The organism is Stenotrophomonas sp. SMYL8, from assembly GCF_036320065.1.
Lineage (GTDB): Bacteria > Pseudomonadota > Gammaproteobacteria > Xanthomonadales > Xanthomonadaceae > Stenotrophomonas > Stenotrophomonas maltophilia_A.
In genome coordinates, this window is sequence record NZ_JAWIRR010000001.1 from 222,477 (window position 1) to 237,787 (window position 15,311).

The window sequence follows — 15,311 nt, forward strand, 5'->3', positions numbered from 1 at the left end:
GTGACGCCCTGAGTATACCGATGTGGCCGTGTTCTACGAATGGGCGTGGAACATTGTCCAGCCCCACCCCGTTGGCCGGACGTGGCCCGACGCCACGAAACGGAGCCATAAAACAAAACGGGCACCCTTGCGGGCGCCCGTTCTGCGGTGATGCCAGGCCTTGCGGCGTGGGATCAGGCTTCGGCGACGACGACGACCTTGACGGTGGTCTCGACGTCGGCGTGCAGGTGGACCAGCACGTCGTATTCGCCGATGTTGCGGAAGGCGCCTTCGCCCAGGATGACTTCGCTCTTTTCCAGCGGCAGGCCGGCGGCGGTGAAGGCCTCGGCGATGTCGCGCGGGCCAACCGAGCCGTACAGCTTGCCTTCGGTCGAAGCGTTGGCGGCGATGGTCACGCTCGCGCCTTCCAGCTTGGCCTTGCGGCCTTCAGCGTCGGCGTGGATGGCCTGGGCCTTGGCTTCGTATTCGGCGCGCTTGGCTTCGAACTCGGCCTTGTTGCTCTCGGTGGCCGGCACGGCCTTGCCCTGCGGCACGAGGAAGTTACGGCCGTAGCCCGGCTTCACGTCGACCAGGTCGCCCAGGTTGCCGAGGTTGGTGACTTTCTGCAGGAGGATCAGCTGCATGGTATTGCTCCAGATAAGTTATTCGTTAGCGAGGCGATGCCCCGCAACAAAGGCTGTCCGAATAGCTGGCACAGCGGGGGCGGCGCCGGGCCGCCCCGCTGGCATCAGACGTCGTGGTTGTCGGTGTACGGGATCAGGGCCAGGAAGCGAGCGCGCTTGACGGCGGTCGCCAGCTGGCGCTGGTACTTCGACTTGGTACCGGTGACGCGGCTCGGCACGATCTTGCCGTTCTCGGTCAGGTACTGGCGCAGGGTGTTGAGATCCTTGTAGTCGATCTCCTTCACACCTTCAGCAGTGAACTTGCAGAACTTGCGGCGACGGAAGAACTTGGACATGGGAAGGCTCCTTAGGCGGCGGAAGCGGCGTCGTCGCCGGCTTCGTTGTCAGCGGTGTTGTTGGACTCGCCTTCTTCGTCGTCACGACGACGGCGCTCACCGCGCTCCGGCTTGTCACCCTTCTCGTCCTTGCTCTTCATGATCAGCGACTGCTCGGTGTCAGCCTCGTCACGCTTGATGACCAGGTTGCGCAGCACGGCGTCGTTGAAGCGGAAGCTCTCGGTCAGTTCGTTCAGAACGGCCTGGTCGGCTTCGATGTTCATCAGCACGTAGTGGGCCTTCACCAGGTTCTGGATCGGGTACGCCAGCTGGCGGCGGCCCCAGTCTTCCAGACGGTGGATGGTGCCGTTGCCGTTCTCGACCAGCGACTTGTAGCGCTCGATCATGGCCGGGACCTGCTCGCTCTGGTCCGGGTGGACCATGAACACGATTTCGTAATGACGACTCATGTTTTTTTCTACCTTTCGGATGTGGCCTTGCGGCCGGACAGCCCCCCGCCGTTGATACCGCGGTGGGGCAAGGATTCCCGCCAGGAAGGCAGGAAGCCGCGCATTATGGCGCAGATGGGGTGGCCGGGCAACCGGCGGGCCACAGGGCAACCTGAACCTGGCTACCCCAGATCCACATGAAGGCGGTGCTGGCCGCATTCCAGGCACTGGAACAGGCAGCCAATCATCTCCCCGTCCCGGCTCAGGTGTTCAAGCACCCAGTCGGCGTCGCGCGGATTGACCTCGACCACGTCGGGCCGGACCTCGTCTAGGATGGGCTGGAGGTCCTCGCTACCGGCGTAACCGAGGAAGGCGCAGGGCCGCTCACAATGGCTGAGCCAGACCGACTGCTGCCAGGACGAGTAGCCCGGGGTGCGCTCGCAGATCTCCAGCAGCAGCTCACGGGCGATGGTCGGCGGCGGATCGGCCGGATCCGGGGATACCCCTTCGATATCGCTCCAGCCGGTGAATTCACCCTCGTAACTGGCCGCTGCCCTGCCATTGGCGATACACCAGGGGCACAGGTAATCGGGGCCCAGAACGGAGTAGAACGGCCCCCGGTAGCGCAGTGTGCGCGGCTGACCGCAGCAGTCGCAGACCCCGTCGACCTCTTCGAAGGAGAGGGCGTAGGCGTTGGGGTGATAAATGAAAAGCGGTCGTTCCATCCGTGGATCCCTTCCCTGCCGACCAAGGTCGGCATCTACCAGCGCCCGGCCATGCCCGGCGGACGCCAGAACCAGCCCTCAGGCCTTGTCGGCGTCGGTGGTGAAGCTCTCGCCGCAGCCACACTCGGCGGTGGCGTTCGGGTTGCTGAACGTGAACGTTTCGCTCAGGCCGTGCTTGCCGAAGTCGATCACGGTGCCGTCCACCAGCGCCAGGCTCTTGGCGTCGACGTAGATCTTCACGCCGTCCTGGACGAACACGGTGTCGCCCTCGCGCTCGTCGCGGGCCAGGTCGGTGATGTGACCCCAGCCCGAGCAACCGGTCTTGGTCACGCCGAAACGCAGGCCCAGCGCGCCGGGGGTCTGGGCGACAAAGCGCTGCACGCGCTCGAAGGCAATGGGGGTCAGGCTGACGGCCATGGGGCTACTCCATATGTACGGGGACATTATAAGGAGCCGTTGCCACGAAAAATGCCTCGCAAGCAGAACGCTGCAACCGGTAAACTCCCGTGTTCACAGATCGAGTCGATCAGCAGAGGATTCAAGTCATGACGGTGGTCAGCGTTGAACATGCGCTTGCCGGGAAGATCCCGGAAGGCGGCGAAGTCACGGTACGCGGATGGGTGCGCACGGTGCGCGGTTCAGCGAATCTGGCCTTCGTGAATGTGAGCGACGGCTCCTGCTTCGCGCCGATCCAGGTCGTGGCCGGCGACAGCCTGGCCAACTTCGACGAGATCAAGCGCCTGACCAGCGGCTGCTCGGTCATCGCCACCGGCACCCTGGTGAAGTCGCAGGGCAAGGGCCAGTCGTTCGAGATCCAGGCCAGCACGCTGGAAGTGGTCGGCTGGGTCGAAGACCCGCTCACCTACCCGATCCAGCCCAAGCCGATGTCGCCGGAGTTCCTGCGCGAAGTGGCGCACCTGCGCCCGCGCACCAACCTGTTCGGCGCGGTCACCCGCATCCGCAACTGCCTGGCCCAGGCCGTGCACCGTTTCTTCCACGAGAACGGCTTCAACTGGATCAGCACGCCGATCATCACCACCTCCGATGCCGAGGGCGCCGGCCAGATGTTCCGCGTGTCCACCCTGGACATGGTGAACCTGCCGCGTGACGAGAAGGGCGCGATCGATTTCAGCCGCGACTTCTTCGGCAAGGAAACCTTCCTGACCGTGTCCGGCCAGCTGAACGTCGAGGCATACTGCCTGGCGCTGAGCAAGGTCTACACCTTCGGCCCGACCTTCCGCGCCGAAAACAGCCACACCACCCGCCATCTGGCGGAGTTCTGGATGATCGAACCGGAAATCGCCTTCGCCGACCTGGCCGAAGACGCGCGCCTGGCCGAAGAGTTCCTGAAGTACCTGTTCCGCGCGGTGCTGAACGAGCGTGGCGACGACCTGGCCTTCATCGCCGAGCGCGTGGACAAGAACGCGATCACCAAGCTGGAAGACTTCATCAATGCGCCGTTCGAGCGCATCGACTACACCGATGCGGTCAGCCTGCTGCAGAAGTCCGGCAGGAAGTTCGACTTCCCGGTTGAATGGGGCCTGGACCTGCAGACCGAGCACGAGCGCTGGCTGACCGAAGAACACGTCGGCCGCCCGGTGGTGGTGACCAACTATCCGGAGCACATCAAGGCCTTCTACATGCGCCTGAACGACGACGGCAAGACCGTTGCCGCAATGGACGTGCTGGCCCCGGGCATCGGCGAGATCATCGGCGGCAGCCAGCGCGAAGAGCGCTTGGACGTGCTGGACGCGCGCATGGCCCAGTTCGGCCTGGATCGTGAGCACTACAGCTGGTATCGCGACTTCCGCCGCTATGGTTCGGTGCCGCACGCCGGCTTCGGCCTGGGCTTCGAACGCCTGGTGGTGTACGTCTGCGGGCTGTCCAACATCCGCGATGCGATCCCCTACCCGCGCGCCCCGGGCAGCGCGGACTTCTAAGCCCCACACGACCACGGAGGTACCGCTCCCATGACCCTGTTCTTCGCCCTCTGTTTCGTCGGCGTCGCAGTGGCCGGGTTCAGTGCCTTCGTGATCTTCTGGCCGCTGACCCTGGTGCACGTACGCGATCGCCATCCGGCGCTCGCCGAGCGCTTCGGCAGCGGTGCCTTCCTCAAGCCCGATGCCCTGGCCTGGCTGCTGCGCCGTGACTATCGCCAGCAGCCGGACCGCTCGCTGTCCGGGCTGGCGACGCCGGCCTGGGTATCGCTGCTGACCCTGCTGGCCGGACTGGGCATGGCCGCCCTGCTCTGGCTGGCCTCGCTCTGGTAATACCTCCATGAATGACATTTCCGCCTCGCGCGACAGCTGGTGGCTGGCCAGCCTCGGCAACACCCTGATCTGGGCGCGCCTGCGCGTTCGCCCGGCCGGCACCGCCGAGGTGCTCGACAGCGATGGCAACACGCTGAGCTATGACAGCGAAGACACCGCCCGTTCGCAGCTGTTCGACGCCGAATTCGTCGAGTACGACGGCCTGGACGAGGAAGACGCGCTGGTGCGCGGCTTCAGCCTGCACGAAGTGCAGCCGCCGCAGGCCGACAGCGATGAGGGCCTGCGCGGCCGCATGATCCAGTCGCTGGGCGGGCGCGCCTGACCCTGCATGTTCACCCCGCGCGCCTTCGCCGAGACCGACCTGCTCTGGCTGGACCGCCTGCTGGCGCGCGACCCGTTCGTTACCGTGCTTACGCCCGGCAGCGATGGCCTGCCGGAGCTGACCCGGATGCCGGTGCTGTACCGGCGTGACGGCGACCAGATCGAACTGCGCGGCCACTGGGCGCGCGCCAACCCGCAGTCGCGCCACCGCGGCGCGGCCAAGGTACTGATCGATGGTCCGCATGGCTACGTCTCGGCCAGCTGGTATCCGGACAAGGAGCCCGCTGCGCGGGTACCCACCTGGAACTACGCCGCCGCCGAGCTGCGTGGCCAGCTGCAGACCTTCGACGATACCGAGGCGCTGGCCGAACTGGTCGGCGCGATCAGCGACCGCTTCGAAGCCAGTGTCGGACAGGCCTGGCATTTCGATCCCACGCGTGCCGAGCATGGCCCGGAGCTGCGCGCCATCGTCGGCTTCCGTTTCCAGGTCGAACAGGTGCAGCTGAAGCTCAAGCTGAGCCAGAACCATCCCGATGCGAACCAGCGCGCGGTGATCGCCGAACTGGAACAACTGGGCACCCCCGCTTCCACCGAGTTGGCGCAGTGGATGCGCTGGCACCGCGAACAGGCCGCCCGCAGCGACTGAACGCCCCAGATTCCCGCGACGACGCAGCCGGACGGCTGCGGCGAGCCCCCACCCGACGCCAGGGACCCGAACATGAAAGACATCCACAAGCTGCTGCAGAACAACCGCGACTGGGCCGACCGGATCGAGAAGGAAGACCCCGAGTTCTTCCACCAGCTCGCCAAGCAGCAGCACCCCGAGTACCTGTGGATCGGCTGTTCCGATTCGCGCGTGCCGGCCAACCAGATCATCGGCATGGCCCCGGGCGAAGTGTTCGTGCACCGCAACGTTGCCAACGTGGTCGCCCACACCGACCTGAACTGCCTGAGCGTGGTGCAGTACGCGGTGGACCAGCTGAAGGTCAAGCACATCCTGATCGTTGGCCACTATGGCTGCGGCGGCGTGCATGCCTGCCTGCACAACACCCGCGTTGGCCTGGCCGACAACTGGTTGCGCCACGTCGGTGACGTGATGCAGAAGCACACCGGCATCCTCGATGCGATCGAGACCGACGAGCTCAAGCACGCGCGCCTGTGCGAACTGAACGTGATCGAGCAGGTGGCCAACCTGTGCCGCTCGACCATCGTGCAGGACGCCTGGGCCCGCGGCCAGAAGCTGATGGTGCACGGCTGGGTCTACAGCCTGAAGGACGGACGCGTGCGCGAGATGGGCATCGACGTCGGTTCGCAGGAAGAGCTGCAGCCGGCCTATGAAAAGGCCCTGTCCTACGTCCCGCGCAAGGGCAAGCGCGACTGATCCCCCACGGATGACCACCATGCTCGCTTCGCCGATCAACCTGCACGCCTGGATCGAAGAGAACCGCCACCTGCTGAAGCCGCCGGTGGGCAACAAGATGATCGACAACGGCGATTTCATCGTGATGGTGGTGGGCGGGCCGAACTCGCGTACCGACTTCCACTACGACGAAGGCCCGGAGTGGTTCTACCAGCTCGAAGGCGAGATGGTGCTGAAGGTGCAGGAAGACGGCGCGGTGCGCGACATTCCGATCCGCGCCGGCGAGATCTTCCTGCTGCCGGCAAAGGTTCCGCACTCGCCGCGGCGCCCGCCCGGTGGTATCGGTCTGGTGGTCGAGCGCAAGCGCCTGCCGCACGAGATGGACGGCGTGATCTGGCACTGCGAGCGCTGCAACCACAAGCTGCACGAAGAGTATTTCCCGCTGCAGAACATCGAAACCGACCTGCCCAAGGTGTTTGCGCGCTATCACGCCAGCCTGGAACTGCGTACCTGCAGCGAGTGCGGGCACGTGGACCCGCTGCCGGCGCCAGCGGCAGGCTGAGCCATCGAACGGTAGTTGCCCACCTTGGTGGGCGCTTGCTTGTACGTGCGCCAACCAAGGTTGGCGACAACCGGGTCATGCGGCGCTGGTGCAGGGTCGGCTGCTACCGGGCCCTGGCCCAGGCGCTACACTGGCGGTCCCGTTGCAGCCTGTTGCCCGACCATGTCCGACCTGCTCAGCCGCACCCACGCCATTGCCCTGGACGCCGCCGATCCGCTGCGCCCGCTGCGCAATGAATTCCTGATTCCGCGCCATGGCGGCGGCGAGCAGACCTACTTCGTCGGCAACTCGCTGGGCCTGCAGCCGCGTGGCGCGCAGGCGGCCGTGCAGGAAGTGATGAAGCAGTGGGGCGAGCTGGCGGTGGAAGGCCACTTCACCGGCCCGACGCAGTGGCTGTCCTACCACCGCCTGGTGAGCGCGCAGCTGGCCCGCGTGGTCGGTGCGCTGCCCAGCGAGGTAGTTGCAATGAACACGCTGAGCGTGAACCTGCACCTGATGATGGTCAGCTTCTACCGGCCCACGGCCGAGCGCCCGGTGATCCTGATGGAAGCCGGCGCATTCCCGACCGATCGCCACGCGGTGGAAGCACAGATCCGCTTCCATGGTTTCGACCCGGCCGAGTGCCTGGTGGAAGTGCAGCCGGACGAGGCCAACGGCACGATTTCACTGACCGCGATCGAGCATGCCATCGCCGAGCACGGTTCACGCCTGGCGCTGGTGCTGTGGCCCGGCGTGCAGTACCGCACCGGCCAGGCCTTCGACCTCGATGCGATCACCCGCGCCGCACGCCTGCAGGGCGCGCGTATCGGCTTCGACCTGGCACACTCGGTCGGCAACCTGCCGCTGCGCCTGCATGACGTGGCCCCTGATTTCGCCGTGTGGTGCCACTACAAGTACCTCAACAGCGGCCCGGGCGCGGTTGCCGGCGCCTTCGTCCACGAGCGCCATCACCGCGACACCAGCCTGCCGCGCTTTGCCGGCTGGTGGGGCCATGAGGAATCCACCCGCTTCCAGATGGCACCGCAGTTCACGCCGGCCATCGGTGCCGAAGGCTGGCAGCTGAGCAATCCGCCAATCCTCGGCCTGGCGCCGCTGCGCGCCTCGCTGGACCTGTTCGAGCGCGCCGGCATGGAGGCGCTGCGCAGCAAGTCGCTGGCACTGACCGGCATGCTCGAAGCACTGGTCCGTGCGCGCCTGTCCGGCGTGCTGGACATCATCACCCCGGCCGAGCCGCAGCGCCGTGGCTGCCAGTTGTCGCTGCGCGTGATCGGTGGCCGCGAGCGCGGCCGTGCGCTGTTCGAGCATCTGCGCGGCATCGGCGTGCTCGGCGACTGGCGCGAACCCGACGTGATCCGCATCTCGCCCACGCCGCTCTACAACCGCTACCTGGACGTGCACCACTTCGTCGAGGAAGTGGAAGCCTGGGCCGGCCTCTAAGCCGGCCCCTCCCCTACTGCTGGACAGTTCGTTGATCGCACACGCTTCCCGCTCGTTGAGCATTATCGGTGCCGGCCTTGCCGGGTCCCTGCTGGCCATCCTGCTGTCACGCCAGGGCTGGCGCATCACCTTGTACGAACGCCGCGGCGATCCACGCGTGGCCGACTACGAGAGCGGCCGCTCGATCAACCTGGCGTTGGCCGAGCGTGGGCGCAACGCACTGCGTCAGGCGGGCGTGGAAGACGAGGTGATGGCGCGCGCGGTGATGATGCGCGGGCGCATGGTGCACCCGCGCGAGGGCGAACCGCAGCTGCAGCGCTATGGCCGCGACGACAGCGAAGTGATCTGGTCGATCCACCGCAGCGACCTGAACACCACGCTGCTGGAGCTGGCCGAACAGGCCGGCGCCACCGTGCACTTCCATCGCCGCCTGCACACCGTCGATTTCGATGCGGGTTACGCACGCTTCATCGATGACCGTGACGACAGCCCGCACGACATCCGTTTCGACACCCTGATCGGTGCCGACGGTGCCGGTTCGGCACTGCGTGCGGCGATGAACCGGCGCGCGCCGCTGGGTGAGGACATCGCCTTCCTCGACCACTCCTACAAGGAGCTGGAGATCCCGCCGGCTGCCGATGGCAGCTTCCGCATCGAGCGCAATGCACTGCACATCTGGCCGCGTGGCCACTACATGTGCATCGCCCTGCCCAACCATGAAGGCACCTTCACCGTCACGCTGTTCCTCCCCAACCAGGGCGATCCCAGCTTCGCCACCGTCAACACCGGCACACAGGCCGAGGCGCTGTTCGCGCGCGAGTTCGCCGACACCCTGCCGTTGATCCCGAACCTGCGCGCGGACTGGGAGCAGCATCCGCCGGGCCTGCTTGGCACGCTCACTCTGGAACGCTGGCACCAGCAGGGCCGCGCCGTGCTGATCGGCGATGCCGCGCATGCGATGGTGCCGTTCCATGGCCAGGGTATGAACTGCGCGTTCGAGGACTGCGTTGCGCTGGCCCGTCACCTGATGGAGGCCGATGATCTGGAAGGCGCGTTCGCCGCGTTCGAAGCCGAGCGCAAGCCAAATGCGCGCGCAATCCAGCAGATGGCGCTGGAGAACTACCTGGAGATGCGCGACCGCGTGGCCGATCCCGCGTTCCTGCTGCAGCGCGAACTGGAGCAGGAACTGCAGCGGCGCTGGCCGACCCGTTTCGTACCGCACTACACGATGGTCACCTTCCTGCACACGCCCTATGCCGAGGCGCTGCGCCGCACCGAACTGCAGCGCGACATGCTGGTGGCCGCCACCGCCGGTCACGATTCACTGGACAACATCGACTGGACCGCACTGGAAGCACAGATCCACGCCCAGCTACCGGTCCTGGAGGGGGCGCACTGATGGCTGACAGCTTCCTGTTCTACGACCTGGAAACCTTCGGCCAGGACCCGCGGCGCACGCGCATCTCGCAGTACGCCGCGATCCGTACCGACGCCGATCTCAACGAAATCGACACGCCGGTCAGCTTCTTCGTGCGCCCGGCCGATGACCTGCTGCCCTCGCCGATGGCCACGCTGGTCACCGGCATCACCCCGCAGCAGGCACTGGCCGAGGGCATCAGCGAGGCCGAGGCCTTCGATCGCATCAACGAGCAGCTGTCGCGCCCCGGCACCTGTGCGCTGGGCTACAACACGCTGCGCTTCGACGATGAGTTCGTCCGCTACGGCCTGTTCCGCAACTTCCACGACCCGTACGAACGCGAGTGGCGCAACGGCAATTCGCGCTGGGACCTGCTGGACATGCTGCGGCTGATGCGCGCGATGCGCCCGGACGGCATCCAGTGGCCGCTGCGCGAGGATGGCGCCACCTCGTTCAAGCTCGAGCACCTGGCCGAGGCCAACAACGTGCGCGAAGGCGATGCGCACGAAGCGCTGTCCGACGTACGCGCCACCATCGGCATGGCACGCCTGTTCAAGCAGTCGCAGCCACGGCTGTGGGAGTACGCGCTGAAGCTGCGTGACAAACGCTTCGTCGGCAGCCTGCTGGACGTGGCCGCGATGAAGCCGGTACTGCACATTTCCATGCGCTACCCGGCCAGTCGCCTGTGCGCGGCCCCGGTGCTGCCGCTGGCTGCGCACCCGACCATCAACAACCGGGTGATCGTGTTCGACCTGGAAGGCGAGATCGACGATCTGCTGGAACTGCCGGCCGAGGTGATCGCACAGCGCCTGTACATGCGCGCCAGCGAGCTGCCCGAAGGCGTGGCGCGGGTGCCGCTGAAGGAAGTGCACCTGAACAAGGTGCCCGCGCTGATCGCCTGGAACCACCTGCGCGCCGATGACCACGCGCGCCTCGGCCTGGACGTGGCCGCGATCGAGGCCAAGGTGGAACGCCTGCGCGCGTTCGCCCCGCAGCTGGCCGAGAAGGCCCGGCAGGTCTACAACCAGCCCCGCGCCGCCACCGTGGCCGATGTCGATGCCTCGCTCTACGACGGCTTCCTCGGCAATGGCGACAAGCCGCTGCTTGCGCTGGCACGCACCACCGCGCCGGAGCAGCTGGCCGCCCTGAAAGGCCGCTTCCGCGACCCGCGCCTGCCGGAGCTGCTGTTCCGCTACCGCGCGCGCAATCATCCCGACAGCCTCGCGCCGGCTGAACGCCAGCGCTGGCAGGATTACCGCCGCCAGCGCCTGCTCGGAGACGGCGGGCTGGGCGAACTCAACCTGCCCCAGTACCAGCAGCAGCTCGATGCACTGGCCGCTGAAGCGCCCGACGATGCACGGCGCCAGGCCCTGCTGCAATCGCTGCGCGACTGGGGCCAGCACCTGCAGGAGACCTTGTGAGTACCTATTTCTCGGACGCCAGCTTCAAGTTCCTGCGCAGCCTGGCGCGGCATAACGACAAGGCGTGGTTCAACGACCACCGCCAGCAGTACGAAGACCACGTGCGGCAGCCGTTCCTGCGCCTGCTGGGCGACCTGCAGCCGGCGCTGGCCGAGGTCAGCGACCACTTCCGCGCCGATACCCGCGGCGTCGGCGGCTCGCTGTTCCGCATCCATCGCGACGCGCGCTTCTCCAACGACAAATCCCCGTACAAGACCTGGCAGGGTGCACGCCTGTTCCATGAGCGCCGCCGCGAGGTGGCCGCGCCCTCGTTCTACGTGCACCTGCAGCCGGGCGAGAGCTTCGTCGGTGCCGGCCTGTGGCATCCGGAACCGGAGACCCAGCGCCGCGTGCGCCACTTCATCCTCGACAACCCGGGCAGCTGGAAGGCCGCAGCGCATGCAACGGCCCTGCGCAAGCGCTTCAACTTCGAAGAGAGCGAGAAGCTGGTGCGTCCGCCGCGCGGCTTCCCGGCCGACTTCGAATTCATCGACGACCTCAAGCACCGCAACTGGGTGATGTGGCGCTCGCTGGACGACGCCACCATGACCGGCCCGCGCCTGCTGTCCACACTGGGCAAGGACCTGGCCGCGCTCGGCCCGTTCGTCGACTACCTGTGCGCGGCGCTGGACCTGGAATTCTGATGCCGTTGGCACAGCAACGCCGCACGCTGGGCCGCACCGGCCTGGCGGTTTCGCCGGTGGGCCTGGGCTGCTCCGGCTTCTGGGGGCATCGCCGCTTCCCGGAACAGTCGGCCGCGCACGTGGTCAAGCATGCACTGGCACAGGGCGTGAACCTGTTGGACACCGGCCACAACTATTCCGGTTTCCACGCCGAGCCGCGGCTGGGCCGCATCCTGCGCCCGTTGCTGAAGCGATACCCGCGCGAGTCGCTGGTGATTTCCAGCAAGGGCGGCACACTGACCGGCCAGGCCGGCGTCAGCGGCGCCGAGCAACGCAATTTCTCGCCGGCAGCCATCACTGCCAGCTGCGAGGCCTCGCTGCGCAACCTCGGCCTGGATTACCTGGATATCTACCAGCTGCACGGTGCCAGCCAGCACGACATCAACGATGACCTGCTGGCCGCGCTGCAACGCCTGCGCGAACGCGGGCTGATCCTGCACACCGGCATCAATACGCACACGGCATCGACCCTGCGCTGGATGATCGACCATCCGACGCTGTTCGACGTGGTGCTTCTGGACTACAACGCCCTGCAGCAGGACCGTGAACCCCTCATCGACCAGTTGCACGCAGTGGGCATCGGCGTACTGGCCGGCACCGTGCTGGCGCAGGGCCATCTGCTGCCACCACGCCCGCGCCTGCCACGACCGGCGGATGCCTGGTACCTGGCCAGGGCTTGGCTAAAACCGAGCAGCCGCACACTGATGCACAGCGCACGCAACATGCGGAAGACGCTGGCCGCCATCCGCAGCCAGCGCCCCGCCCAGACCGCGTTTGCCTACGCCCTGGGCCATCCCGGCGTGGCCAGTGGCATCCTGGGTACCACCCGCACCGCCAGCCTGGAAGAAGTACTGGCAACGCGGCTTGAGGCACTGACCGCAGCCGAACGCCAGCAGCTGGTGGACGCCTTCGGTGATGGCCGCGGATCTCCCAGTCATTGAGTCTTCACCCCATGCTGCTGCGGTTGCGGCAGTCTGGGCGGCATGAAGAAACTCACCGCACTCGTTGGGCTGTTGGTCCTGGCCTTGGCCGCCTGGTGGTTCGGCGGCCCGTACATGACCGTCAATGGCCTGTCCAAGGCCGTTGAGCAACGCGACACCGCGCGCCTGGAGCGTTACGTCGATTTCCCGCGCGTGCGCAGCAGCCTGCGCGCGCAGCTCAATGACTATCTGGTGCGCCAAGCCGGCCCGGATGTGGCGGCCAGCCCGTTCGGTGCCCTGCTGTACGGGCTGGGCGACCAGCTTGGTGGTGCCGCGGTGGACACCATGGTGACCCCGACCGGGATCGGCGCGATGCTGCAGGGTCACGTGCTGTGGAAGCGCGGCCGCAATGAACTGCAGGGCGGCGATGCCTTCGGCGCGACCGAACCCGCGCGGCCGCTGAAGCATGCCGAACATCATTTCGAAGCGCTGGACCGCTTCGTGATCGATGTCGATCGCGGCCCCGGCCAGCCGCCAATGAAGGTGGTGCTGGAACCGCAGGGCCTGCGCTGGAAGGTGGTGGACCTGCAGCTGGGGATGTCGGGCAGCCCTTGACCGGACCCATGGCCTGACGGCAATGCCAACCAAGGTTGGCGACTACCAGACCCTATCCTTCGTTGGCAACGCCATGCGGTACGTGGCCGGCGGCCACATGCTCGCGGGCGCTGTCGATGTTGTGCTGCGAATCATCGAAGAAGATGTCGGCGCCGAACGCCTGCAGGAACGGGCCCTTGTGGCGGCCACCGAGGAACAGCGCCTCGTCCAGGCGCACGCCCCACTCGCGCAGGGTGCGGATCACCCGCTCGTGCGCCGGCGCCGAACGCGCAGTCACCAGCGCGGTACGGATCGGTGCGCTGTCACCGGCCGGGAACACTTCCTGCAGCGTGTGCAGCGCCGACAGGAAGCCACGGAACGGACCGCCGCTGAGCGGCTCGCGGGCGCGTTCGCGCTCGTGGCGGCCAAAGGCTTCCACGCCCTGCTCGCGCGAAATGCGCTCACTTTCGTCACCGAAGATCACCGCGTCACCGTCGAAGGCGATGCGCAGCTGACCGGCCGGGCGACCGGTATCGATCTGGTCGGCCGCCGCGGCGGCGGTTTCGCCCGGCGGCTTGGGCAGGATGGTCGCCGCCGCGATGCCATGGCGCAGCGCGCTGCGCACCGATTCGGGGTTGGCCGACAGGAACAGGTCGGTGCCGAATGGCTTCACGTACGGCCAGGTCGGCTCGCCGGCGGTGAACGTTGCGCGGATGATGCCCAGGCCGTAGTGCTGGATCGAATTGAAGATGCGCAGGCCGGTATCGGCCGAATTGCGCGACAGCAGGATCACCTCGACCCGCGGGTTCTCCGGGCTGGCGCCCTGATTCAGCGCCAGCAACTTGCGCACCACCGGGAAGGCCACGCCGGGCCCGAGGATATCGTCCTCGTGCTGGCGCTGGAATTCGGCATAGGCCGCCACGCCATCGCTCTCGAACAGCGCATGGCTTTCCTCGAGGTCGAACAAGGCGCGCGAGGTCACCGCGACGGTCAGCAAACGGGGGGAGTTGTCGCCCATCGGTGGGGGTCCTTCAAGCGGTCGGCGCGGCCGGCCGCCTATTGTCGTCAAAAAACGAACTGTTCGCTCAGGATCCGGTCTTCCAGGTTGTGCTCCGGGTCGAACAGCAGGGTCACGCGGCGGTCCTTCGACTCGCGGATGGTCACCTCGACCACGTCGCGGGTCTCGTGCGAATCCGCTGTGACGCTGACCGGGCGCTTGTACGGATCGAGCACGCGGAAACGCACTTCGGTGTCGGCCTTGAGAATCGCCCCGCGCCAGCGTCGCGGCCGGTACGGGGCCAACGGCGTCAGCGCGATGGTGTGCGAGCCCAGCGGCAGCACCGGTCCGTGCGCGGAATAGTTGTAGGCGGTGCTGCCGGCCGGGGTGGCCACCAGCACGCCGTCTCCGATCAGTTCGGCGACACGTTCCTGGCCGTTGAGGTCGATGCCGATATGCGCCGCCTGCCGGGTCTGGCGCAGCAGCGACACATCGTTGTAGGCCAGCGAACCGGTACTGGTGCCCGACTCGGTCAGCGCCACCATTTCCAGCGGGCGCAGGTTGGCCGGTTCGGCACTGGCAATGCGGGCCTGCACGTCGTCGTCGCCGCGGTACTGGTTCATCAGGAAGCCGACGGTGCCCAGTTTCATGCCGAACACCGGCTTTCCCAGGTGCCCGTGCCGATGCAGGGTCTGCAGCATGAAACCGTCGCCGCCCAGCGGGCACAGCACGTCCGCCTGCTCCGGCGCGTGATCGCCATAGCGCGAGACCATCGCGGCGCGGGCCATCTGCGCGGGCTCGGTGGTGCTGGCCAGGAAAGCGATGCGGGGGGTGTCGCTCATCGGTGGATCCGGGGGGGGACTGGTGAAGAGCATAACCGAGCGCCGGGGGGTGGACCGCGCGGGGCGGATGACCGGCATATCCGCCGGGACACGCCGTAAACCCGTCCCTGGGGGCTCGATCGCGCCATCCATGGCGCTCACGGTCCCGGCGGATATGCCGGTCATCCACCTGACAGGTCGACGGCCGGCGTCGGGTCAGTGATCGCAGAAAAACAGGCAGAAACAGAACGGCCCCGCTTTCGCGGGGCCGTTCCTCCAACTGCTGCAGATCAGGAGCCCCCCTGAGTCAGGGGGGCGCGCCAACGGCGCGGGGGTCTGGGAGCATGGTTGGCATGGG

At 66.9% G+C, this 15,311-nt stretch carries 19 protein-coding genes; 12 read left to right on the top strand and 7 right to left on the bottom strand.

The window, feature by feature from the left end; genetic code table 11:
* Positions 1 to 173: 173 nt before the first annotated feature.
* From rplI to V3B25_RS01200, 5 genes are all read right to left on the bottom strand, one after another.
* Complete coding sequence (rplI, locus tag V3B25_RS01180; protein ID WP_005410227.1) at positions 174 to 623, bottom strand: 50S ribosomal protein L9; 450 nt, start codon at positions 621 to 623, stop codon at positions 174 to 176.
* A 104-nt stretch (positions 624 to 727) separates the two neighbouring features.
* Positions 728 to 958, bottom strand: a complete 231-nt coding sequence (gene rpsR / locus V3B25_RS01185) for a 30S ribosomal protein S18 (protein WP_002804494.1) — start codon at positions 956 to 958, stop codon at positions 728 to 730.
* 11 nt (positions 959 to 969) lie between these two features.
* The gene (rpsF, locus tag V3B25_RS01190) at positions 970 to 1,407 is read right to left on the bottom strand and encodes a 30S ribosomal protein S6 (protein WP_005410228.1); all 438 of its coding nucleotides are present in this window, start codon (positions 1,405 to 1,407) and stop codon (positions 970 to 972) included.
* A 161-nt stretch (positions 1,408 to 1,568) separates the two neighbouring features.
* Positions 1,569 to 2,111: a CbrC family protein gene (locus tag V3B25_RS01195; RefSeq protein WP_049422078.1), complete on the bottom strand. Its 543-nt coding sequence runs from the start codon at positions 2,109 to 2,111 to the stop codon at positions 1,569 to 1,571.
* A gap of 78 nt (positions 2,112 to 2,189) precedes the next feature.
* Positions 2,190 to 2,528, bottom strand: a complete 339-nt coding sequence (locus V3B25_RS01200; RefSeq protein WP_049422077.1) for an iron-sulfur cluster assembly accessory protein — start codon at positions 2,526 to 2,528, stop codon at positions 2,190 to 2,192.
* A gap of 128 nt (positions 2,529 to 2,656) precedes the next feature.
* Here V3B25_RS01200 and asnS point away from each other — a divergent pair, with 128 nt between their 5' ends.
* The 12 genes from asnS to V3B25_RS01260 all read left to right on the top strand — a co-directional run bounded on the left by asnS (position 2,657) and on the right by V3B25_RS01260 (position 13,156).
* Positions 2,657 to 4,051 carry an asparagine--tRNA ligase gene (gene asnS, locus V3B25_RS01205; RefSeq protein ID WP_197611390.1) on the top strand — a complete coding sequence of 465 codons (1,395 nt, stop codon included), beginning with the start codon at positions 2,657 to 2,659 and terminating at the stop codon, positions 4,049 to 4,051.
* A 30-nt stretch (positions 4,052 to 4,081) separates the two neighbouring features.
* A complete protein-coding gene (locus V3B25_RS01210; RefSeq protein ID WP_005417403.1) occupies positions 4,082 to 4,381 on the top strand; it encodes a hypothetical protein in 300 nt (99 codons plus the stop codon).
* A 7-nt stretch (positions 4,382 to 4,388) separates the two neighbouring features.
* On the top strand, positions 4,389 to 4,703 hold the full coding sequence (locus V3B25_RS01215) for a hypothetical protein (RefSeq protein ID WP_014037738.1): 315 nt from the start codon (positions 4,389 to 4,391) through the stop codon (positions 4,701 to 4,703).
* Positions 4,704 to 4,709: 6 nt separating this feature from the next.
* Complete coding sequence (locus tag V3B25_RS01220; protein ID WP_329809867.1) at positions 4,710 to 5,348, top strand: FMN-binding negative transcriptional regulator; 639 nt, start codon at positions 4,710 to 4,712, stop codon at positions 5,346 to 5,348.
* 72 nt (positions 5,349 to 5,420) lie between these two features.
* Positions 5,421 to 6,083: a carbonate dehydratase gene (can, locus tag V3B25_RS01225; RefSeq protein WP_014037740.1), complete on the top strand. Its 663-nt coding sequence runs from the start codon at positions 5,421 to 5,423 to the stop codon at positions 6,081 to 6,083.
* A gap of 19 nt (positions 6,084 to 6,102) precedes the next feature.
* Positions 6,103 to 6,624: a 3-hydroxyanthranilate 3,4-dioxygenase gene (locus V3B25_RS01230; protein WP_049422134.1), complete on the top strand. Its 522-nt coding sequence runs from the start codon at positions 6,103 to 6,105 to the stop codon at positions 6,622 to 6,624.
* Between the two features lie 162 nt (positions 6,625 to 6,786).
* Positions 6,787 to 8,061 carry a kynureninase gene (gene kynU, locus V3B25_RS01235; RefSeq protein ID WP_032127677.1) on the top strand — a complete coding sequence of 425 codons (1,275 nt, stop codon included), beginning with the start codon at positions 6,787 to 6,789 and terminating at the stop codon, positions 8,059 to 8,061.
* A gap of 31 nt (positions 8,062 to 8,092) precedes the next feature.
* Positions 8,093 to 9,460 (top strand): NAD(P)/FAD-dependent oxidoreductase, encoded by a 1,368-nt coding sequence (locus tag V3B25_RS01240; RefSeq protein WP_049422075.1) that lies wholly within the window; start codon positions 8,093 to 8,095, stop codon positions 9,458 to 9,460.
* Positions 9,460 to 10,899 carry an exodeoxyribonuclease I gene (gene sbcB, locus V3B25_RS01245; protein WP_329809869.1) on the top strand — a complete coding sequence of 480 codons (1,440 nt, stop codon included), beginning with the start codon at positions 9,460 to 9,462 and terminating at the stop codon, positions 10,897 to 10,899. The genes V3B25_RS01240 and sbcB overlap by 1 nt, the downstream gene beginning before the upstream one ends.
* Positions 10,896 to 11,582, top strand: a complete 687-nt coding sequence (locus V3B25_RS01250) for a DUF2461 domain-containing protein (RefSeq protein WP_329809870.1) — start codon at positions 10,896 to 10,898, stop codon at positions 11,580 to 11,582. Before sbcB ends, V3B25_RS01250 begins: the two co-directional genes overlap by 4 nt.
* Positions 11,582 to 12,562: an aldo/keto reductase gene (locus V3B25_RS01255; protein WP_329809871.1), complete on the top strand. Its 981-nt coding sequence runs from the start codon at positions 11,582 to 11,584 to the stop codon at positions 12,560 to 12,562. Before V3B25_RS01250 ends, V3B25_RS01255 begins: the two co-directional genes overlap by 1 nt.
* Positions 12,563 to 12,604: 42 nt before the next feature.
* On the top strand, positions 12,605 to 13,156 hold the full coding sequence (locus tag V3B25_RS01260; RefSeq protein ID WP_049422073.1) for a DUF2939 domain-containing protein: 552 nt from the start codon (positions 12,605 to 12,607) through the stop codon (positions 13,154 to 13,156).
* A gap of 52 nt (positions 13,157 to 13,208) precedes the next feature.
* Here the strand turns inward: V3B25_RS01260 and V3B25_RS01265 are convergent, their stop codons facing one another.
* Both V3B25_RS01265 and V3B25_RS01270 read right to left on the bottom strand, forming a co-directional pair.
* Positions 13,209 to 14,153, bottom strand: a complete 945-nt coding sequence (locus tag V3B25_RS01265) for a 5'-nucleotidase (protein ID WP_005417414.1) — start codon at positions 14,151 to 14,153, stop codon at positions 13,209 to 13,211.
* A 47-nt stretch (positions 14,154 to 14,200) separates the two neighbouring features.
* Positions 14,201 to 14,974, bottom strand: a complete 774-nt coding sequence (locus V3B25_RS01270) for an NAD kinase (protein WP_329809872.1) — start codon at positions 14,972 to 14,974, stop codon at positions 14,201 to 14,203.
* Positions 14,975 to 15,311 lie beyond the last annotated feature (337 nt).